Origin of the sequence: Shigella sp. FC1967 (assembly GCF_001743005.1) — a bacterium.
Lineage (GTDB): Bacteria > Pseudomonadota > Gammaproteobacteria > Enterobacterales > Enterobacteriaceae > Proteus.
This window is the reverse complement of the sequence record NZ_MIIZ01000676.1, coordinates 1-20,384: the sequence shown is the minus strand read 5'-3', so window position 1 is coordinate 20,384 and position 20,384 is coordinate 1. Positions and strand designations below refer to the sequence as shown.

At 37.5% G+C, this 20,384-nt stretch carries 10 protein-coding genes and 8 pseudogenes; 8 read left to right on the top strand and 10 right to left on the bottom strand.

The window, feature by feature from the left end; all coding sequences use genetic code 11:
• Nucleotide 1: 1 nt before the first annotated feature.
• Nucleotides 2-788 (bottom strand): annotated as a pseudogene (locus BHE89_RS09530) (AraC family transcriptional regulator).
• Nucleotides 789-1,234: 446 nt separating this feature from the next.
• Here BHE89_RS09530 and BHE89_RS09525 point away from each other — a divergent pair.
• The 4 genes from BHE89_RS09525 to BHE89_RS09510 all read left to right on the top strand — a co-directional run bounded on the left by BHE89_RS09525 (nt 1,235) and on the right by BHE89_RS09510 (nt 5,839).
• Nucleotides 1,235-3,655 carry a DMSO/selenate family reductase complex A subunit gene (locus tag BHE89_RS09525; protein ID WP_069369479.1) on the top strand — a complete coding sequence of 807 codons (2,421 nt, stop codon included), beginning with the start codon at nt 1,235-1,237 and terminating at the stop codon, nt 3,653-3,655.
• On the top strand, nt 3,652-4,293 hold the full coding sequence (locus tag BHE89_RS09520; RefSeq protein WP_069369478.1) for a DMSO/selenate family reductase complex B subunit: 642 nt from the start codon (nt 3,652-3,654) through the stop codon (nt 4,291-4,293). The genes BHE89_RS09525 and BHE89_RS09520 overlap by 4 nt, the downstream gene beginning before the upstream one ends.
• Nucleotides 4,290-5,189, top strand: coding sequence for a dimethyl sulfoxide reductase anchor subunit family protein (locus tag BHE89_RS09515; RefSeq protein ID WP_069369477.1), 900 nt, complete (start codon nt 4,290-4,292; stop codon nt 5,187-5,189). The genes BHE89_RS09520 and BHE89_RS09515 overlap by 4 nt, the downstream gene beginning before the upstream one ends.
• Nucleotides 5,190-5,269: 80 nt before the next feature.
• Complete coding sequence (locus BHE89_RS09510) at nt 5,270-5,839, top strand: molecular chaperone TorD family protein (protein ID WP_069369476.1); 570 nt, start codon at nt 5,270-5,272, stop codon at nt 5,837-5,839.
• A 386-nt stretch (nt 5,840-6,225) separates the two neighbouring features.
• Here BHE89_RS09510 and BHE89_RS09505 read toward each other — a convergent pair.
• Nucleotides 6,226-8,434: pseudogene (locus tag BHE89_RS09505) on the bottom strand (extracellular solute-binding protein).
• Between the two features lie 345 nt (nt 8,435-8,779).
• Here BHE89_RS09505 and BHE89_RS09500 point away from each other — a divergent pair.
• The 3 genes and pseudogenes from BHE89_RS09500 to BHE89_RS09490 all read left to right on the top strand — a co-directional run bounded on the left by BHE89_RS09500 (nt 8,780) and on the right by BHE89_RS09490 (nt 11,613).
• Nucleotides 8,780-9,601, top strand: a complete 822-nt coding sequence (locus BHE89_RS09500) for an MBL fold metallo-hydrolase (protein WP_069369474.1) — start codon at nt 8,780-8,782, stop codon at nt 9,599-9,601.
• 13 nt (nt 9,602-9,614) lie between these two features.
• Nucleotides 9,615-10,863 (top strand): annotated as a pseudogene (locus tag BHE89_RS09495) (MFS transporter).
• 34 nt (nt 10,864-10,897) lie between these two features.
• Nucleotides 10,898-11,613 (top strand): annotated as a pseudogene (locus BHE89_RS09490) (MgtC/SapB family protein).
• A gap of 340 nt (nt 11,614-11,953) precedes the next feature.
• Here BHE89_RS09490 and BHE89_RS25465 read toward each other — a convergent pair.
• From BHE89_RS25465 to BHE89_RS25445, 5 genes and pseudogenes are all read right to left on the bottom strand, one after another.
• Nucleotides 11,954-12,373: an SGNH hydrolase domain-containing protein gene (locus BHE89_RS25465; RefSeq protein WP_286146030.1), complete on the bottom strand. Its 420-nt coding sequence runs from the start codon at nt 12,371-12,373 to the stop codon at nt 11,954-11,956.
• A gap of 28 nt (nt 12,374-12,401) precedes the next feature.
• Nucleotides 12,402-13,067 carry an acyltransferase family protein gene (locus BHE89_RS25460; RefSeq protein WP_286146029.1) on the bottom strand — a complete coding sequence of 222 codons (666 nt, stop codon included), beginning with the start codon at nt 13,065-13,067 and terminating at the stop codon, nt 12,402-12,404.
• Nucleotides 13,068-13,179: 112 nt separating this feature from the next.
• Nucleotides 13,180-13,683 carry an acyltransferase family protein gene (locus BHE89_RS25455; RefSeq protein ID WP_286146028.1) on the bottom strand — a complete coding sequence of 168 codons (504 nt, stop codon included), beginning with the start codon at nt 13,681-13,683 and terminating at the stop codon, nt 13,180-13,182.
• Nucleotides 13,684-14,157: 474 nt separating this feature from the next.
• A complete protein-coding gene (locus BHE89_RS25450) occupies nt 14,158-14,505 on the bottom strand; it encodes a hypothetical protein (protein WP_286146027.1) in 348 nt (115 codons plus the stop codon).
• 98 nt (nt 14,506-14,603) lie between these two features.
• Nucleotides 14,604-14,687: pseudogene (locus BHE89_RS25445) on the bottom strand (molybdopterin dinucleotide binding domain-containing protein); the annotation flags it as partial.
• 476 nt (nt 14,688-15,163) lie between these two features.
• On the opposite strand from BHE89_RS25445, the gene BHE89_RS09475 reads away from it, so the two are divergent.
• Nucleotides 15,164-16,480 (top strand): sodium-dependent transporter, encoded by a 1,317-nt coding sequence (locus BHE89_RS09475; RefSeq protein WP_069369470.1) that lies wholly within the window; start codon nt 15,164-15,166, stop codon nt 16,478-16,480.
• A 67-nt stretch (nt 16,481-16,547) separates the two neighbouring features.
• On the opposite strand, the pseudogene BHE89_RS09470 reads toward BHE89_RS09475, so the two are convergent.
• The 3 pseudogenes from BHE89_RS09470 to BHE89_RS26970 form a co-directional block, all read right to left on the bottom strand.
• Nucleotides 16,548-17,917, bottom strand: a pseudogene (locus BHE89_RS09470) (class-II fumarase/aspartase family protein).
• Between the two features lie 11 nt (nt 17,918-17,928).
• Nucleotides 17,929-19,486, bottom strand: a pseudogene (locus BHE89_RS26975) (PTS transporter subunit EIIC).
• Nucleotides 19,487-19,817: 331 nt separating this feature from the next.
• Nucleotides 19,818-20,384, bottom strand: a pseudogene (locus BHE89_RS26970) (MurR/RpiR family transcriptional regulator); the annotation flags it as partial.

Here is a 20,384-nt window from a genome sequence, read left to right as displayed (position 1 = left end):
ATTAAAAACAATCTATATTTAATCCATCCAGACTAAAATGAGAAGGCGATTGTCCCATCTGCTTTTTAAACATCGTTGATGAAAGAGCCGGCACTGTTATAACCCAAATCAAAAGCAATTTCAGTGATCCCGCGGCCTGATAATATTTGTGTTAATGAATTCAATAAACAGACCTGTTGTCGCCATTGTGAAAATGACATTCCTGTTTGTTGGCGGAAAAAACGACTAAAAGAACGCTCACTTTTATGTAATTTATCTGCCCACTGTTGTGGTAAAGAATCTATTTTAGGATTACGAATAAAATCACGACATAGTTGAGCTAATTTACCGTCTTGTGGAATTGGCGCAAAAAACGGTAACGGTTTTGCTTTCGCTAACTCACATAAGATTAACTGCATTAACAGACCATCCCGACCTTTTTTATCATATTCTGCGGGCACATCTACAGCATCAAGCAAGAGTTGACGAAAAAGAGGAGAAACACTGACAACCTCACATTGTTTACTATGACGCGGTGCTGCAGAAGGTTCAATATATAGGCTACGAGTGCTCACATCTAGCATACGCGTTTCATGCCCAGTTTCTGGCGGGATCCACACACCACAAGACGGTGGGATAACCCACTCACCATCATTGGTACTCACTTCAATTAAACCGGTGGCAGGATATAAAAATTGAGCTCGGCGATGTTGATGCGTTTCTAACAAAGTATTGGGCAAATAATCTGTACCCAGCGCAATAACATCTCGGTCAAGTGAATCAACGCTTTTTAAAGGTACATTTCTCACAATTAAGCCACTCTCTTTTTATTTTCATTCTTTTAATATAACAGTTCTCACGCACACTACACACTGGCAAATAATGAGCCCTATGATTAAAATCGATATATATCTAAATAGATAACGTAAGTGCCTTATGTGAAATTTCAACCTTCTTGATATCTATTTAACAAACTTTATTAACAATCAAAAAACGCACTTTTTAACACCCCTCGTAAATAGGCTGAAATTCAAATGTCATTGTCTGGTTTTAGAATGTTGGCAAAAGATTAATCAACTACTATCCCTCTCGCAGAGGTTATTTCGCGCATTCTGCAATTATCTATGCATTCAATAATAATGCAGCGGATACCAGACATTCCCTTTATTCATAGTCTAGAAAAATCACGCACATTCTTTATATCAAGTATCGGGTATATCGGGATCCGCCTATTATGTTTAAGGTAGAGTTCATTATGAGCAATCAGTCCGATCACGATAGTGATACAAAGAGTATTCTCAACGATGTTAGCCGCCGCCACTTTATTCAAGCGAGCTCAGCATTAGTTACCCTTCCATTTCTCGCTTCAAACACTTTTGCGGCGACATCAGATAACGCTATCCCAGTAAAATCAATAACAACCGAAGATAGTGAGCGTGTTGTTTCAACGTGTAGTAGCTTTGACTGTGGCGGTAAATGTGACATCCGTGCCCATGTAAAAGATGGCAAAGTTACCCGTATTAGTACACGTCCAGATGCTGATTTAGATGAAGAGATGCCAATTATGCGTGCCTGTGTACGAGGCCGTGGTTATCGTAAATTTGTTTATCATCCAGACCGTTTAAAATACCCAATGAAACGCGTTGGGAAACGGGGAGAAGGAAAATTTGAGCGCATTACTTGGGAAGAAGCAACCACACTTATTGCGCAAAATATGCAACGCATTAACCAGCAATATGGTCCAGCCTCTCGCTTTGTCAGCTTAAGTACCGGTGTGACTGGTGGTATTTTCTCAGGTGCGAATATGTTACGTCGCCTATTTAATCTCACGGGTGGTTTTCTGGAAAATTATCACTCTGTCAGTAACGGCAATACGCTTGCAGTCACCCCTTATACTTACGGCACCGCAGCCAGTGGTAGTACACTCGATACGTTAGAAAATACCCCTCTTGTGATTTTATGGGGTCATAACCCTAATGAAACTATTTTTGGTCATTCAAACCATTTCTTCCAGAAAATGAAGAAAAACGGCACTAAATTTATTGTCGTTGACCCACGTTATTCTGATACCGCCTCTTCTTTAGCGGATCAGTGGATCCCTTTACTGCCAACAACAGATAATGCCATGATGGATGCGATGATGTATGTCATCGTAAGTGAAAACCTTCATGATCAAGCATTTATCGATAAATACACGATTGGCTTTGATGAACACCAAATGCCAGAAGGCGTGGGTGAAAATGAGTCTTTAGTTGCCTATTTAATGGGTAAAAAAGATGGCATTAAGAAAACCCCTGAATGGGCTGAAACCATCACTAAAGTACCAGCAGATACTATTAAACAATTAGCTCGTGAATACGCATCGACAAAACCAGCAGCATTAATGCAAGGCTGGGGGCCTCAGCGCCATATTTGTGGTGAACGGACGGCGCGTGGTGCAACATTACTTGCGACTATTACCGGTAATGTAGGTGTTCGTGGCGGTTGGGCTGCGGGTTATGGTATGGCATTAAACTCCGAACTACGTAAGACCATTGCGGGGCCAAGTCTATTAACCAACCCAGTAAAAGCAAAAATCAATATCACCAACTGGGTACAAGCGTGCGAAGATAGAAATTTAGTCACACCGCAAAATGGGTTACTGAATGCAGAGAAACTTGATACTGAAATCAAGATGATTTTCTCAATGGCAGGTAACTACATGACAAACCAAAATACCGATATCCTTCATGCCGCAAAAGTACTTGAAGATGAATCAAAAGTAGAATTTATTGTTTGTAGTGATCTCTATCTGACACCCAGCGCAAAATATGCCGATATCTTACTGCCAGAAACCAGCTTCTTAGAACGCTGGAACATCGGTGGTACATGGAGTTATGGCGACTATATTATTCTTTCTGAAAAAGTAATTGAGCCTGAATTTGAGCGTCGCACTGACTATGATTGGTTACGTGAAGTTGCCGATAAATTAGGGGTAGGTGAACAATTTAGCGAAGGTAAAGAGACGGATCGTGATTGGATTGAATATTTAGTCGATGACGCAAGTGTCAAACGTCCTGAAGACGGTATTCCAACCTTTAAAGAGCTATTGGTGAAACGTCGTCATCTATTAAAACATCGCCCGCATACTCAAAATGTCGCGTTTGAGAAAAATATCCAAGATATCGAGAATAATCCATTCCCAACACCATCAGGCAAAATTGAGATTTTCTCTAAGCGCTTATATGACATGAATAATGTCGATATTCCTGCACTCTCTCATTATGTACCCGCTATTGAGGGCCCTGAAGATACGTTAACGGATAAATACCCATTACAACTTATCACATGGAAAGGACGTAACCGCGCAAATTCAACACAATTTGCCAACCCTTGGTTGCAAGAAGTGCAACGCCAAGAACTCTGGTTAAACCCGTTAGATGCCCAAGATAGAAACATCAAAGAAGGCGAGAAAGTCAAAGTGTATAACGATCGTGGGATCACGATGGTTCCCGTCAAATTAACACAACGAATTATGCCTGGTGTCGTCGCCTTGCAAGCCGGTGCTTGGTGGCAACCTGATGCAAAAGGCATAGATCAAGGTGGATGTGCCAACGTATTAACATCATCCCGTAGCACCGCAATGGCACATGGCAATGCTCACCAAACATTATTGGTCGAGGTAGCAAAAGTATGAGTAAATTTATCGTTTATCCTGCCGTGAGCAACAAACAGTTAGGATTTTATATCGACAGTGCTCGCTGCTCAGGTTGTAAAGCGTGTCAGGTAGCTTGTAAAGATAAAAACAACCTTGATGTCGGACGCAAATTTCGTCGTGTCTATGAAATCACTGGTGGGGGTTATACCCGTAATTCTAAAGGCGCGCTGGTCAATAATGTCTTTGCTTACACGTTATCTATTTCTTGCAACCATTGTGACGATCCGATTTGCGTTAAAAACTGCCCAACGACAGCAATGCATAAGCGTGAAGGAGACGGTATTGTCATGGTCGATACAGACAAATGTGTCGGTTGTGGTGCTTGTGCATGGTCTTGCCCTTATGGCGCGCCACAGATGAACCCAGAAACTAAACAGATGTCAAAATGCGACTTTTGTATTGATTTACAGCAAAAAGGTGAACAACCCGTTTGTGTCGCCACTTGCCCGCTAGGCGCAATCCAATTTGGTCCTATTGATGAACTACGTGAACGCTATGGCGATTTAGATTATGTCACGGGTTTACCTTCCCCTGAAATAACACATCCCAACCTTGTTATTAACCCACATCAGGGTGCAAATAATGACGGAATTAATAATAAGGGAGAAAGAAAATGAATGAATGGTCATTATTAATCTTCACATTCATGATGAATGCGACCATCGGTCTTGCACTAACAACAGGTTTTTTTGCGTGTCGCCTTTCTCATTATCTTAATGCAGAAAGCTATTATCGCTTTATGCTATTGACCTTATTCGTTATTTGCGGATTGGCGGGTCTAGGTTCTATTGCCTCAATCACTCACTTAGGTGTGCCCTTAAATGCCCCTAATGCGATTAGAAATGTTTTTTCTGCTTGGCTCAGTCGTGAAGTTGCCGTCACGGCTATTTTCGTTGGCTGTTTAGGCTTAACCTTTTTATGGCTCTGGCGTACTCGCAAACTCTCAATGTTGTTATTGAGTACCAGCATTCTGATTGGGTTATTTGATATTTACTGCATGGCATCGATTTATCGCCATACTTCCATTTTGACATGGATGGATCCAAACACTTACGTGATGTTCTTCGGGGCAATGCTAACACTAGGTTCAGCTATTTTCTTTTTACTTATCAAAGTATTACAACGTATTGGAAATAAGTTAGGTATTGAAATACCACAAACCTCTTTCCCAATGCGCTGGAAATGGCAGTTATGGGGAATAATGGCATTTAGCTTAATAGGTCGATTACTGTATCAACCTTTTTATGAGCAATATTTAACTAGCACGCTCTATAGCCAAAAATCGGTGACATTTCCGTTATCACCTATTCAAGTCTATTACTCCATTGGTTCGTTACGGACGATATGCTGGATCTTAGCAACCTTTGCAGTATTGGCTTGTGGCTATAGTTTAGTGAAATTCCTAGCCCCTAAAAATCAAGATAAATCAACTGAGTCTATCTTTGTGTTTGGCTGTGTGATCGCCATTATCGCTGACTTTATGTTGCGCTATGTTTTCTACTCAATTCACTAATTGTCATTGAGCAAATCGTTTAAATAATAAAAAAAACAAACCTCATTAATTGGGGTTTGTGTAAGGAAGTATCAAAAATTATGAGCAGACTCTCTTATTATGCAGCTGCATTTAATTTATTGGGAATTTGTTATTTATTCCCACCTGATGATGACACCAATAAAACTGCACTCAACTTTTTTAAAACCGGGGATTTTGCAGCGCAGTGGCCTTGTAAAATTGAAAGCTGTCTGTGTGAACGTTTAATTAATTCTGTTTCTATCGAGACAGAGCAATTAAAAATCCAATGGCAAAATCTTTTTGTTGGTCCTAATGCGTTGCCCGCTCCTCCTTGGGGTTCGGTCTATTTAGATCCTGAAGGTTTATTACAAGGGGATTCGACTCTTGCACTGAGTGAATTTTTAAAACGGGAACGTTTAAAAGTAAACACACCTTTTCCAGAGCCGATTGATCATATCGGTTTGATGTTATTTCAAGCGGCAGTATTGGCTTCGGAAAAAAGAGAAGAAGCGGTTAATGAACTATTATCCCTTCATTTGACCACTTGGCTACCTCACTATTTAAATAAATTAAAAATGAGTGGGTATAGCCAATTTTATAGCACGTTAACAGAACTGGTAACCATCACGGTGAACGCATTCAGAAAATAGAAATTTATTAATAACTTATCATCCTAACATAATTATTTAAGGTAATTTGGACCACGCACCCAAATTACCTTTTTTAATGATTATGATTTTAATCTTAAGCGTTTTGTTAAACGGCGTAGGTTAGCCGGATCAAGTGATAATTCTCACGCAGTTGCTACCCAATTTTGGTTATTATGTATCAATGCTTGTTTCATTAAGTCTCGCTGAAAATCATTCGTTACTTCTTTTAAACTTTTGCCTTCAGAAGATAATATTTGAGCTCCTGAATAAACTGGATTTTCAGCCCCTAAAGCAAAATGGCTAACGAGTCATCCAGCTCTTGTTAGAACAATTGCTCGATGAAGAGTATGCTCTTTTAATCTCAAATCTTTGTGATCTAACTGAACTCACCGTTCACCTTGCGTATCAATCAACAAACGCTGATTTATATATTCTATAGTCTCGTCTATCGTCATAATATTATTAATAACATTAGTAATACCTTGTCCGATAATTATTTCTGCTTGACGTAAATTAAATAATTTACCATTTGGTACTGATGATTCTCGTATTCCCTTATTAATTTCTTGATAAGCCAATGTCATCCATGGGTAGCGATGGCTAATTTCTTGGTTATGACTGAAATTTTGATGATTGCTGTTTCCACCTAATAAAATAAGGTGATCTATCACCATTGGGGAATAAAGCCAACGATAAAACTGCTCTGCATATTGTGATTTTTGGCTATAACGTGAAACCCCTAATACGCCACCCCCTAATTGTGGAATACCTCCGGGTACAGGTGCAAAACCTGTTTTCGGTAAAATATTGCTATGAGCGACATCATTAAATAGATTCATATAAGCGATCAGCATAGCTAGATGCCCTTGCTCAAATTGTCTAACGGATCCACTCCACCACTTATTATGAATATTTTCAGTGATCGACAACTGTTTTAAATATTCTTCTAATATTTCACCTGCTAAAGGCATTTCTAGTCTAGGAATATTATGACTTCCTATTAAACACCCTCCTTTGGCGTAATAACGTAATAGATACTCTGTTGCAATCAGCCCTGCACTACCCAATGTTGTTGAAGCCCCCATAGGGCAATTTAATTGCCCTTCGTCATGTTGTTCAGTAAAAAAACTGCGTCACATTATCGTATTCTTCAAATGTTGTCGGTACAGTTAACTCATTACCTGTTTTTTCGTAATACATTCTTTTTAGAATAGGATCTTCAAATACGTCTTTTCGATAAAATAAGAGTTGCGCACTGGCATCAAAAGGCATGGCATAAGCAACATTATTGACTAAACTAAATTTTTGCTGTGTCGGCGATGAAAAATTATTTAATAAGTCCGTTAGGCCATTACCGATCTTATCTAATGGCTGTAATATTCTTTCCGCAAACCAAGGAAAACAGGCCATATCAATACGCAATAAATCATAATAGGGATGCAAATGTAACTGACTTAAAATTTGATAAATTTCATCGTAAGGATGTATCGCCAAATTAACTTTAATCCCTGTTTGACGATAAAAATGAGGCAGTAGCTTTTTTAATGCACTTGTTGAAGGGCTAGGTAAAATAAGTAAGTTAAGACTTATCTCTGCTTTATTCTCACTGATCACTGCGGGTGTAAAAGTATAAAGATGGTCACTTTGATTACGCACGCAAGTCACATTAATTTCAGTGAGTTCATTGTCATCTTCTACCTGCATTAATGCATCCATCACTTCTAATCCAAGCTGAGCGTAATTCATTGGAAAGTAATACAACCCTTTTAATACAGGTGGAATATTGTCGCTCAATGCAAAAATAGGTGGGCAATCATGATGACTACCAAAATAACTCGCTTGTGTTAAATAATGCGCTTTCTCTATATCTTGAGCTATAAAGATGTCAGGGATTTGCTCCAGAGAAAAGAAATCAAACGCAATTTTATAACTCTCTTCATCAGATGCACAAAGCATCACATGCTTTTTATCGGGTGCATATTCTACAAGTCTATTTTGTAATTCATTAGCAAAATTGTGATTATTTAAATAATGGCTACTCCCGATAAAAATACCCACTAGTTTGCCTGTCGTTTTTGCAACCTGCTGGCAAATAGCTTCTGCTGCTTGAGCAAAATCGAGTGTGAACGATCGTTGAGCATTCAATGGCTGGCGATACACAAATGCAACTTGAGAAGGCGCTAATTTTAACGTGTCAAAATAAGTATTCGCATCTTTAAGGCAGCTAACCGTGATCACTTGTTTATAGCCACCCGCCGCAATTTTCTGTAATACCTCTAATTCTGTGGTTTCCAGATCATCTGTTAAAAAAAGATCGTAGGTAACTTCAGGAAAGTGGGCAATAGACTGCCTTAACGAATTAAAGAAAACGGCATATTTTTCAGAAACCAATTGAGGTAAAAGTATCGCAATTTTATGGCTTTTATTGGTTCTTAGCAGTTGAGCTTGTGTATTTAATTGATAGCCCATTTGTTTAGCGGCTTGATGCACTGCTTCAATTTTCTCAACACTTACATTTCCACGTTTATTCAATACGTTAGAAACTGTTCCATGAGAGACACCTGCTAGTTTTGCAATATCTTTAATCGTTGCCATTGACCTTTTTCCATCTCAATTTCTGCTTTTACTAGCATACCTGAATTATTTATCGCGACTACTGCTAATTAATTTGAACGTTCCATTCTTGATTTGTTTTAAAAACAAACAATTGTCATTTATCTCAAATAAATGATTATCAATATCAATTAAAAATTATCTCGTTAATAATCAATAGGATTATAAATTTAATTTGAATAAGATCACTGATCTGATCTTCATTTATTGGCAAACAATCTCCCGCATTTTATTATTGGAACGTTCAAATTTATCTATACCTTATAGATAACCAACACCAGACATTCAATAAAATCATAATAAAACAATAGGATAAGGGGATTACTTATGAAACTTCATTTTTTAGGGACGGCTGCCTCAGAAGGTATACCGAATCCCTTCTGCCGTTGTGAACACTGTCTGAAAGCAAGAGAACTTGGTGGGAAAGATATCAGAACTCACTCTTCAGCCATTGTCGATGACATTATGTTAATCGACGTATCGCCTACATTTAGTTATCAGTTAATGCGTGATGGCAGGGATGCTACCCATTTTGAAAACCTACTATTCACCCATACTCATCCCGATCATTTCAATGTTGGCGATCTATTTAGCCGAATGGAAGGTTATGGCTTTGAAATTCATCATCCTCTTCACATTTTTGGTAATGATCGTGCAATTAATGGTTGTATCGAAGTTTTACCCGGTTACAGCAAAGAGCGTTTCGCTTTTCACTGCTTAATTCCTTTTGTTACTGTCGAAAGAAACGGTTATAAAATTACACCATTACTCGCTAATCATGCGAAATGGGAGCTTTGCTATGTTTATCATATTGAGAAAGATGGCAAGGTTATTTTCTATGGCCATGATTCAGGTTGGTTCCCTGAATTAACGTGGAAATGGTTAGAAAACAAACCAATTGATATCGTTGTGTTTGAATGTACTTATGGACTCAATGGTAAAGATCGTACTGATAACCATATGAGCCTAGAAACCGTATTTGCAGCAAAAGAAAAACTGCAACAGCAAGGTTGTTTACATCAAGATACACAAATTGCCGTTTCACATATTTCACACAGTGGTAAATTGCTTCACCACGAATTAGAAGCTGTTTGTGCTCCTCACAATATCCGCGTTGCCTACGACGGATTAACCTTAGAAATAAATTAAGAGGAGAACGACGATGGATATGAAAATAACCTCTCGCTTACTGATTATGATGTTTGTGCAATATTTCATGCAAGGTGCATGGAATATGACCATGGGGCTAGTATTAAGTAGCTATGGCATGGCAAGCATTATTGGTAATGCCTACGCTTTATTAGGCGTCGCAACCATTATCTCCCCATTATTTATTGGTATGGTAGCAGATCGTTTTTTTGCTTCACAAAAAAGTCATGGGCATCCTTCATTTAATTAATGCCGCCGTCATTCTTTGTGTTCCTCAATTTATTGAAGCACAAAACAGTGGTATGACTTTATTCTTAATATTTATTATTGGATTATTGTTTTATCCAACAACTGCGCTGTCAAATAGTATTAGTTTCTCTCATATTAATGGCGTGAAATATTTCCCTATTATTCGTGTATTCGGTACATTCGGTTTTATGGCTATCGGATTTATATTAGGTGAAATGGGCTTCTCTGGCAGTACGATGACTTGGTATATCGCTTCTGCTGTGGGTGTTTTACTTGGTTTCTACTGCTTTACTTTACCTAATACGCCACCTAAAGCGAAAGGTAAGCCATTCTCTGCTCGCGATATTTTATGTTTAGATGCACTTTCATTATTTAAAGATCGTTATTTTGCTATCTTAATGTTTAGTATCTTTATTTTAATGATCCCAAAAACAGCTTACTCCGCTTATATTCCCGTTTTTATTAAAGCATTAGGTTTTAATAACGCGGCATCTATTATGCAAATAGGTATAGCCTGTGAAGTTCTGTTTATGTTCGTATTGTCATTCTTCTTAATGAAATTTGGCTTCAAAATCACATTACTTTTAGGGGCTGTTAGTTGGATCATTCGCTCAATATTCTTCTCTTATGCAGCGGTAAATACAGAGTTTTACTTTATCGTTATCGGATTAATGTTACAGGGATTATGTTGGGACTTCTTCTTTACTGCTGGTGATATCTATGTTGACCGAAAAGCCAAACCGGAAATTCGTGCTCAAGCACAAGGCCTACGCTTTATTGTCTCTAATGGTTTCGGCTTATTATTTGCTTCCACTATTTGTGGTCAAATCTTTAATTCAACCATAACAGAAACAGGCGATGCTGCATTACCGCAGTGGTCAACATTCTGGATATATCCAGCCGTCGTTGCTGCCGTCGTAACCTTGTTCTTTATCTTCTTCTTTAAAGATGATGTAAGTAAAAAGAAAAATAACGAAGATAAGAAAGCACCAGAAAGTACAGCAACCGCTTAGTATTAAAATAATAGGCCAACGTTAGGATCAAACCATGGACGCATTAATTCAGTTTGTTGACAGCATTGGCCCTTTATCACTATCAAGCATTGCTAAATTACTGGCCGCCTTTATTTTGGGTGGCCTTATTGGCTTAGAGCGTGAATCAAAGGGAAAACCTGTCGGTTTTAAAACCTGTGTCATTATTGCTGTTGCCAGTTGTTTATTAACTATCGTTTCTATTCAATCTGCGGAATATTACGCCAATATCTCCGATAATATTCGTAGCGATCCCATGAGATTAGCGGCACAAATTATCAGTGGTGTCGGTTTTCTGGGGGCTGGTGTTATATTACATCGACGTGATGATGCTATTTCAGGTCTGACAACAGCGGCTATCGTATGGGCATCAGCGGGTGTTGGTATTGCTTGTGGCTCAGGTTTTTATTGGCATGCCATGATTGTCACTGTGCTCTTTTTTATGGCTATTCAACTTAGCCCACAAGTGGTGCTATTTCAGATGAAAAATCAACGTTTAGGTAAGATTAAAGTGCGTATGTTATTTACTCATGAAAATGGTGTTCCTCTTTTAATTGAGTATTTAAAAAAGCCATAAAGATGTAATTGAAAACCTGACTATTCGTGATATTAAAAAAAGAGCGCGTTGAGGTGAATTTAAAACTGTTAGTAAGGCAAAAAATTACCTTGCCTGAATTTTATTGCTCATTAAAACAGCTTGAACATGTTCATTCTGTTTCGCTAGATCATTAATCTATTTAAAAATAAAAAAGTGCGCTTAATTTAACGGCGCACTTTTTATCTTATTTTGATGACCGATTAATGGTCACATTAAGGTTTTTTTATAACTAACGGATTACCAAAAACGTTCTAGATACATCATGCCAAAAAATTGTTGAAGCATAATCTGTAATATGGCCGACATCACGATAAACAGGTACACCTTCTATATCGGTTAAGCAGATATTTTTTATCACACTGTACATCTTTAGGATCGATGATAATCAACGTTGGATAATCCTTTTTTAATTTAACAAATAACTGATCCATCCATGTATTCCCCTCACCTTTATAGTTTTGGGTATTACAGTTATTATCGGCTAAAGTCTTTTCTTAATTTTGCATTTTCATAAAAACAGGTCATAAAACCACTTGGCATAGAATTGACTGTTTTAATAAAAACGGGTTTAGCTCCCGTGGCAATAATAAGATCGAGCGCTTCTCGCATCGCATTCTCAACACGTTTACGAGACGCTTCAACCGTTCTCACATCACCTAGCTTATTAATGACATGATTTGACGCGTAGTTATTCCAAACTTGCCCAAATATGACATAATCAAAGTGGTTATTCTTGATAAGTTGATAATATTTTGCCGTTTGATCGTAACAACGTTGATAAACTGTATTTTTATGGTTAGACCAGTCATAAAGATAAATATTAGGAAGAGTAATACACGATGACGTTGCTTGTGCATATACATCTATCTTGGCATCTTTACCTAATATATCCATAAAGCCCCAATAATGATTTGCATGAGAATCACCAAATAAAAAATGCTTTTCTCTGGCTTCCTACTTCACCAAGATGGCACATTTTATCGGGATCAGAGGCTTCAAAATTCATACATTTAGCTCGGTTGGGATAATTAAACTGATTTAACTTAGCTTCTAAATTAACGTAATTTTGCCCAAGCCTTGCTCCAATACCTTGATATTTTTCATTTAGTGCATTGAGCCCTAAAGCGCATAAAATAGGAACAATTAACAACAGTGTGATGGAATATTTAAAGGCTAAACGCTTCCTTCTAAATGGCTTTTCAATAAGAAAATAAGAGACCAGTGAGAGCAATAAGGTTAATGCTAACAGTGATCCTTTTTGTAGTTCTGTATTAAACACACCGATATAACGCGCAACGGCAAATAATGGCCAATGCCATAAATAGAGCGAGTAAGATAATAATCCAACAATCACGATTGGCTTCAATGAAAGTAGTTTTTTAATAATACTTTCATGCTGTCCTGTATAAATAATTAATGCAGCACCAAGACAAACATACAACGTATTAAGATTCGGATAACCTGCAATAATATCATTTTGGAATGCAACCCAAATAATAATACCTAGCGCAATTAAGCTAATAACGTCATTTATTCTTCGATTAAGTTTTATCGTTGTCGGGAAGTAAGCAACACATGCCCCCAACATAAATTCAAAGATACGCGTACTAAAATAGTAGTAATTTTTTCGGTTGATCTTTTTTGATAAAAAAAACACCAGAGAAAAAGAAATTATCGTAATAAATACAACAAGATAAAAATTATTTATTTTTTCTTTTATGATTGATTTTATGCAGAAAATAAAGAACAAAAGGCAAGAAAAGATACCATTGCCACTCTATTGCTAAAGACCATGTGTGCAATAACGGTAAAAAGAGTGCATCTTGTGCTGCATAGCTGGTTGTCGCTCTCGCAAAGTATTTATTAGAGAGAAAGGCTGAGGCATATTTTTCGCTATTTGTAATATCAAGATAATCATTCGGGAGATAGAAAATACCTGAAATCACTAAAACTGCAATTAGAACAACAAGGTAAAGTGGCTGTAATCGCCATAATCGACGATTATAAAAATCACGGAATGAAAAATGTCCTTGTGACAATGACGTTTTAATTATCAACGAGATCAAAAAACCAGAGATCACAAAGAAAATATCAACACCAATAAATCCTGAAGGAATTAAGCGATTATCCAAATGGAAAAGGATAACCAAAATAACAGCGATCGCTCTTAAACCATCGACATCAGCACGATATTTTATATTCATAAGTCAAACATATAATCCGAATAAAAAGAATCGTTGGATTATATACTAATTAGCCATAATCGCTTCAGTCTTAAAAAAGAAGACTACGCTTTAATATTGTCTATTAATAACATCTAAATGCCATAATTGATTAAATTCCATCGTTAAACCCATCTGTACTTCAGTTGAAAGTGAACCTTTGCTTACCACAAATTTGGGATGTCGAATAACAATAGGGGTATTAATCGCATTATGTATTAATGATGATCGGTTTTGCTCTAACGCCTTATAAAGCGTTTTTCATATCTACTGATAGCGTATTCTCACGTAATCGTCCAAGCGTAATATGAATAATATCTTTATGAAGTGTACTCTCAATAGGGATCTGCTGATAAATCTGCTGCCTAAAGCGTGTTAACTCTTCTGAGATACCCGTTAATATCAGGCTACCATTGGATGTTAGGACAACGTTATTAAATGAAATTTCAATACTTTTTAGTTGATTAAAGATTTTTGCAATCTCATGACACCACGATAATAATACGGGACGTTGCCGTTTAAACTGCTCATTTTTTTGATTAAAAAATCGTTAATAATGTGGAATGAAAATTCTTGTGGCTGAGTAAATTCAATAAATGGAAACTTAAGTGCAAGCTGTTCACAATAAGTCGTTAGCTTCTGACTAAAAGGAATAAAGTTTTCTTCAATTTCAGGCTGACAAATCATTAATTGCCCCGCATTTAAGCTGACATCAATAATACTTTCATCATTAATTTGTCGTTGCCAAGTTTCACCTGTTGCTAACTTTTTCAGGGTCGCTTGTGTCAAAAATTCGTAAGCCATAAATAAACCTAAACCAAGAATAGAATGATGACTAATACTTTGGTTTGAGTGGGATTTAAAATCAAGTTTTAGAGAAAATAATAGAATAAAGGTAAAGATGGCGTTTTTGAAATAGGATCAAGATTATCTTGAGTCAGCTCATTACATGCCCCAATCCACCATTGATAAGTCATATAAATCGCTTACTTATTGATTGTCTCATTCACATTACAGCAAGACATAACTTATTACCACTTTCAGCTATTGGCATCAGAAAAACCTTTATGAATAAAAATTAACACCCCATTCTAATAAATTTTGTTTCTTTAGTTTGAATTTATGTTATAAATAACAAATACGCATTTTGAAAAACAATCTTTCATATTGCATTGCGATGATATCCATTTCAATAAAGAGCAAAAAGATGAACATGAACGCTAATAACCGACTATTAAGCCTAAACCTACTCCTTCGTTAGGTGGCTGAGCACGTTCATTTTTTTGCAAAAGCCACCAGTAAGGTGGCTTTTTGTTGTGCCCCTACTGGTGGAACTGTTTTTTAGGGGAGTTTCTATGATGTCTAGTTTCACCATTAGGATGATGAGTTACAACGTCTTATCAATAAGCCACTATATGATGGCAATAGCCTCTACCACTCATTCGATAACACAGGAGGCAAAATGAGCCAACAATGGACATCACGAGTCGGCCATATCTTAGCAGCCGCAGGCTCTGCAATCGGCATTGGCGCAATCTGGAAGTTTTCTTATGTTGCAGCCAATAATGGCGGCGGTGCATTTTTAATTGTCTTCTTGTTATTTAGCTTTGTGATCGGACTTGCTGTATTACTGGCTGAGAATATTTTGGGAAGTAGCACACACGCTGAAGCCGTTAACGCATTTAAAAAGATGATGGGACGTAATTGGGTCATTATTGGCGTTATTGGTGTATTCAGTTCATGGTGTATTTATAGCTTCTATAGTGTTGTTGGTGGTTGGACAATTGGCTATACCGTTATGGCGGCAACAGGCCAATTGAATATTACAGATAGCGCTGAATTAACAGGTATTTTTACTCATTTTATTAGTGATCCTTTATGGCCTATTTTGGCTCACCTTACCTTTGCTGGATTAACCTGTTTTGTCGTTTTAGCGGGTGTACAACGTGGATTAGAAAAAGCGGTCAAAATCATGATGCCAATGTTGTTTATCATTATGATTTTATTGATTATTGTTGGCATCAGCTTGCCTGGTTCTTCTGAAGGTTTAAAATTATTTTTATACCCTGATTTCAGTAAGTTAACGCCTCAAGGCGTATTAGATGCGTTAGGATTAGCCTTCTTCTCACTGTCTATTGGTTTAGGTATTCACATCACTTACAGTGCTTATTTAGCGGATAATAAAGGTATCGCTAACTCAAGTATGTGGGTCGTTATTTTGTCATGTATGGTCTGTGTACTTGCCGGATTAATGATTTTCCCCGCATTATCTGCCGCAGGTTTAGAGCCGAATGCTGGCCCTGGTTTGACCTTTATGACGATGCCCGTTTATTTCGCTAATTTACCTGGTGGTAATGTTTTAGCCGTGACTTTCTTTGTCTTGTTATTAATGGCAGCATTAACCTCTGCAATTTCATTACTTGAGCATATCGTTGCTTATGTGCAGATGCGTTTTCAGTGGACTCGCCGTCGTGCTGGATTAGTCGTTACCGCCTCTATTATGTTGATGGGAATTCCCGTTTCATTATCTTTCGGACCTATGAGTGATGTGACGCTGGGAGGAAAAACCGTCTTTGATCTGTTGGATTACCTGACTTCTAATATTTTGATGCCACTGTTTGGCATTGCAATGTGTTTGATCTTTGGTTGGTCACGTAGAGCAAATGCCTTTATTCCTGAAAATATCACGGGATTAAAACGTCAAAGCTTATTATTAGTATGGCGTTATATTGGTCCTATCTGTATCGGAATTATTTTAGTACACGGGTTAATTGGTTAATCATCAGCAAAAAGAGCCACTCAAATGAGTGGCTCTCGACTTAATTATTTATGGATACTTGATGACTTTATTTATAGCTTTGCTTAATTTCTTGAGCCGCTGCTAACCCACGTTTTGCTTCCTTTTCAGCAAGTTCTACGGATAAACCGATATAAGAACGAGGATCGAGCATTGCCTTAATTTCATCTGCATTAAACGCCGCGGTAATGGTTTCATTCTTCATCAGGTTAGTGTAAAAATCTTCACCATCTGCCGCTGTTTTAATCGCTTCTTCATATAACAGTGAATGCGCTTTATCTTTCCCTAATTTTTCTGCCATTTCATCATAACGTATTCGGTATTATCTAAACCCTTATTTCTCATCACGTTATGTAGCATTCTCTCTTCATGAGGAACAATGGTTCTTGAAAGTTCTTCCGTTCTTAATAAAATTTCTGTTGTTAATTCTAATGCTTCTTCAATTAAGCCATCGAATAACATATAAGAACTACTATCACCTTCATAAGGTCTTACCGCAGAGTACATCCCCACATTAGGTAATGAGTACAGTTTCTGCGAGTTAGCAATAATTCCTTTCGCGAGTTTGGGGTTAATTTTATGAGGCATCGTGCTACTCCCCACCGTGCCTTTTGTAAACCCTTCAGAAACTTCAGCAATTTCTTCTAACGTCGTGCTATAAACTTCTTCACCTATTTTATGGCAGATATTTGCCATCAAAGCCAAGTTCATCATGTACTCTAATTTATGCGTACTGAGGTTACGTGAAGGAACCTCCATCGCTTGCATACCCACTAATTCAGCAACGCGTTTTTGTACTTTCATTCCCACTTCAGGCATTGAGTTAAAAGCACCTACTGCGCCTCCCATCATAATGGTAAATACACGCTTCTCACATTCTTTCATGCGCTGGTAGCAATCAATAAAATCGCTGATCCACACGGAAACTTTATACCCATAAGTGATAGGAATGGCATGACGACCGTGCGTTCTTCCCGCCATGACCATATGTTTTGTTTTTTCTGCGAGATTTGATAAGTTTTCAATAATCTCACTCAACAATAACATGAACTTATTGTGTACGGTTTTCATCATATACAGCTGTGAACTTTGCTGTATATTTTGCGTGGTAATACCGTAGTGCACATATTTACCACTTTCTTCAGAGCATGCCTTCACCAGCACTTTTAAGAAAGGCACAAAGCCATGACCGATTTTTTGATAAATACGGTTCATCTCTTCAAAATCGATATTCTCAATAATCGCCTTTTCTTTAATTTCATCTGCGGCAGACTGTGGAATAAAACCGTATTCAGCTTGTGCTTGCGCTAACATTGCTTCAAACATCAACCAAGTTGAATATTTAGCTTCATTGGACAGCAGATTTTTTATACCGCGATCGTCGATTGTTTTACTTTTAGAATCGTATAACGCTCTCATCATATATCCTTTTATTTCTTCATTGCTTCATCAACAGCATTGCGAACAAATTCGACTTTAGGGCCATAAACGACATGGACATGGTTTGCTGCCGGAAAGAAGAATGCTGTACATCCAGACTCCAACATTAATTCTTTATCTATTTGATTAACTTCACTAATATCAATACGTAATCGTGTAATACAGTTATCAACATTACGAATATTTTGTTTACCGCCTAATGCTTGAATTAAAATCTCGGCAATTTCGCCATAACGTTTTTCTTTGATTAGCGTATTTTTCATATTGCTTGATTCTTCTCTACCCGGCGTTTTGATATCAAATTTGACGATAGCCCAGTAGAAAATAAAGTAGGTCACAACAGCCAGTGCGCTACCAATCAATACTAAGAAGATCCAGTTAGTATGTTCGTACAGTAAACCAAAAATCGTGAAGTCGAAGACTGTGCCTCGGATATAACCAATTGCAACACCCGCAAACGAGAGTAAAACTGCGCCAATACCCACGATAATCGCGTAAATTAAATAAAGTAGCGGCGCGATAAAGACGAAGGTAAATTCAAGAGGTTCTGTGACGTTACCTAACATGGCGGTTAAGACCATCGTCACCAACATCGATTTCACTTCAGGACGGTTTTCTTTTTTAGAGGTTCTGTAAATTGCTAACGCAATCGCTGGGAATAGGAACAGCGTAACAAGCATCTGTTGCTGAGCCATAAAAACGCGTTAGGCTTGGCATCATTGTCCAATATTCACTGCTTGGTCCTTGGTTAAATAACACTTCCGTCATTGCAGGCACAACACCTACATAGGTTTGCCCATCAATCACATAAGAACCACCCGCTTCGGTAAATCTAAACAGTACGTTCCAGACGTGGTGTAAACCAAATGGAATAAAGAGACGTTCACCACCCGCGGTAAAGAAAGGCCCGACAGGACTTAAGAAGACAGCCGAGAGCTTGGTTAAGCCCATGACTAATACTTCCCAAATAAAAGGCAGTAGTGCACCGACACCAATCATTAATCCGACCATAATAATGGCGACAGATTTTTTTCCTGAGAAGAAGGCAAATGCCGTCGGTAATTCAAGATTATAGAATTTATCCGTTGCCCATGCAGCAATTAATCCCGTGATAATCCCTCCCGCGGCACTAATATTCATGGTTTGTATACCCAGAACCTTGATTTGCCCTACCTGCGTCATAACCGCAGGATCAGCAAGTTTTCCTGTCAATACCAGCCAGATATTGATAGTACTTATCAAGGTTAAATAGCCGACAACAGAGGCAAAGACCGCTATCCCCTTATCTTTGTGGCTCATACCATATGCCACACCCATTGCAAATAAGAGTGGGATATTGTCAAACACAACACCAGCAATCGAGCGGATACTCACTAATAAAGCATTGACGGTTTCATTTCCTAGAAAAGGAAAGCGTGCAATCATATAAGACTGAACTAAAGCACCACTGATCCCTAAGATCATACCAATAGGTGCCAACACACCGATAGGTAGAAGTAGGGTTCTACCAAAGCGCTGAATAGATTCGCTGAACTTTTTCCTGGCCATATTTTTTTCCTTATGACTTCTCGAATATAAAAGAATTACCGAGGTACTCTATCTTAGGGATTATAAGAAATGAATGACGTACTGGTTTTAAATATTATCTCAGGTCATGATTTATGACTTAGGTCATTTATTAATGACTAATTTAATAAATAACCGAGAATAAATGAATTACTCTATAAATAATATTTATTTTAGGGTTTGGAAGTCTGATTGAAAAGAAAGACTATTTTAGAACAAAGCATGATTAATCTAACAGAATAGATTAATACTATTCACGCTTTAATAATTTCAAAGAGATTCGAATAAACCATATAGATACCGCTGTCTCTTTTTAAAGTAAATTTTCCAACTCATTAATCAGTAAATCCACCAGCATAAAAAAGCCAATGCGAGATTTGGTATCATCTTTCTTTGTATCATGATTATCAGCAAAACAAAATAGAGCATGAGTTGCATAAGTGGTTAATTCGTTGGTATTAAATGCTGTCATGCTAATGATGTTGGCATCTTTTAACTGCACGATCTTTGCTGTCTCGATGATTTTCTTAGTACCACCTGAAAGGGAGATAAAGATCACCGTGTCGTCTTCATTAACAAGACGTGTAAACGAATCAGATAAATTATAATCATTAATAAAAAAAGCAATGTAGACCTAATGCAAATAATAGATGTTCAAGGTAATACCCTACTGCTTTGCTCGTGCCTCTTGCAACAATAAAAATATTCCTAGAATGACGTAAAGTTTTTGCACACTCCTGAATTTGCTCTTCATTAATTAAGGTAAATGTTTTATTAATATTTTTTTCTAATTGTTTTTTATAGGACGCGGCATTAGTCTTTTTCGACTTTTATTTTTTTGTTAAAATATAATTATTAATTTTGAAATTTAAGTCTTTAA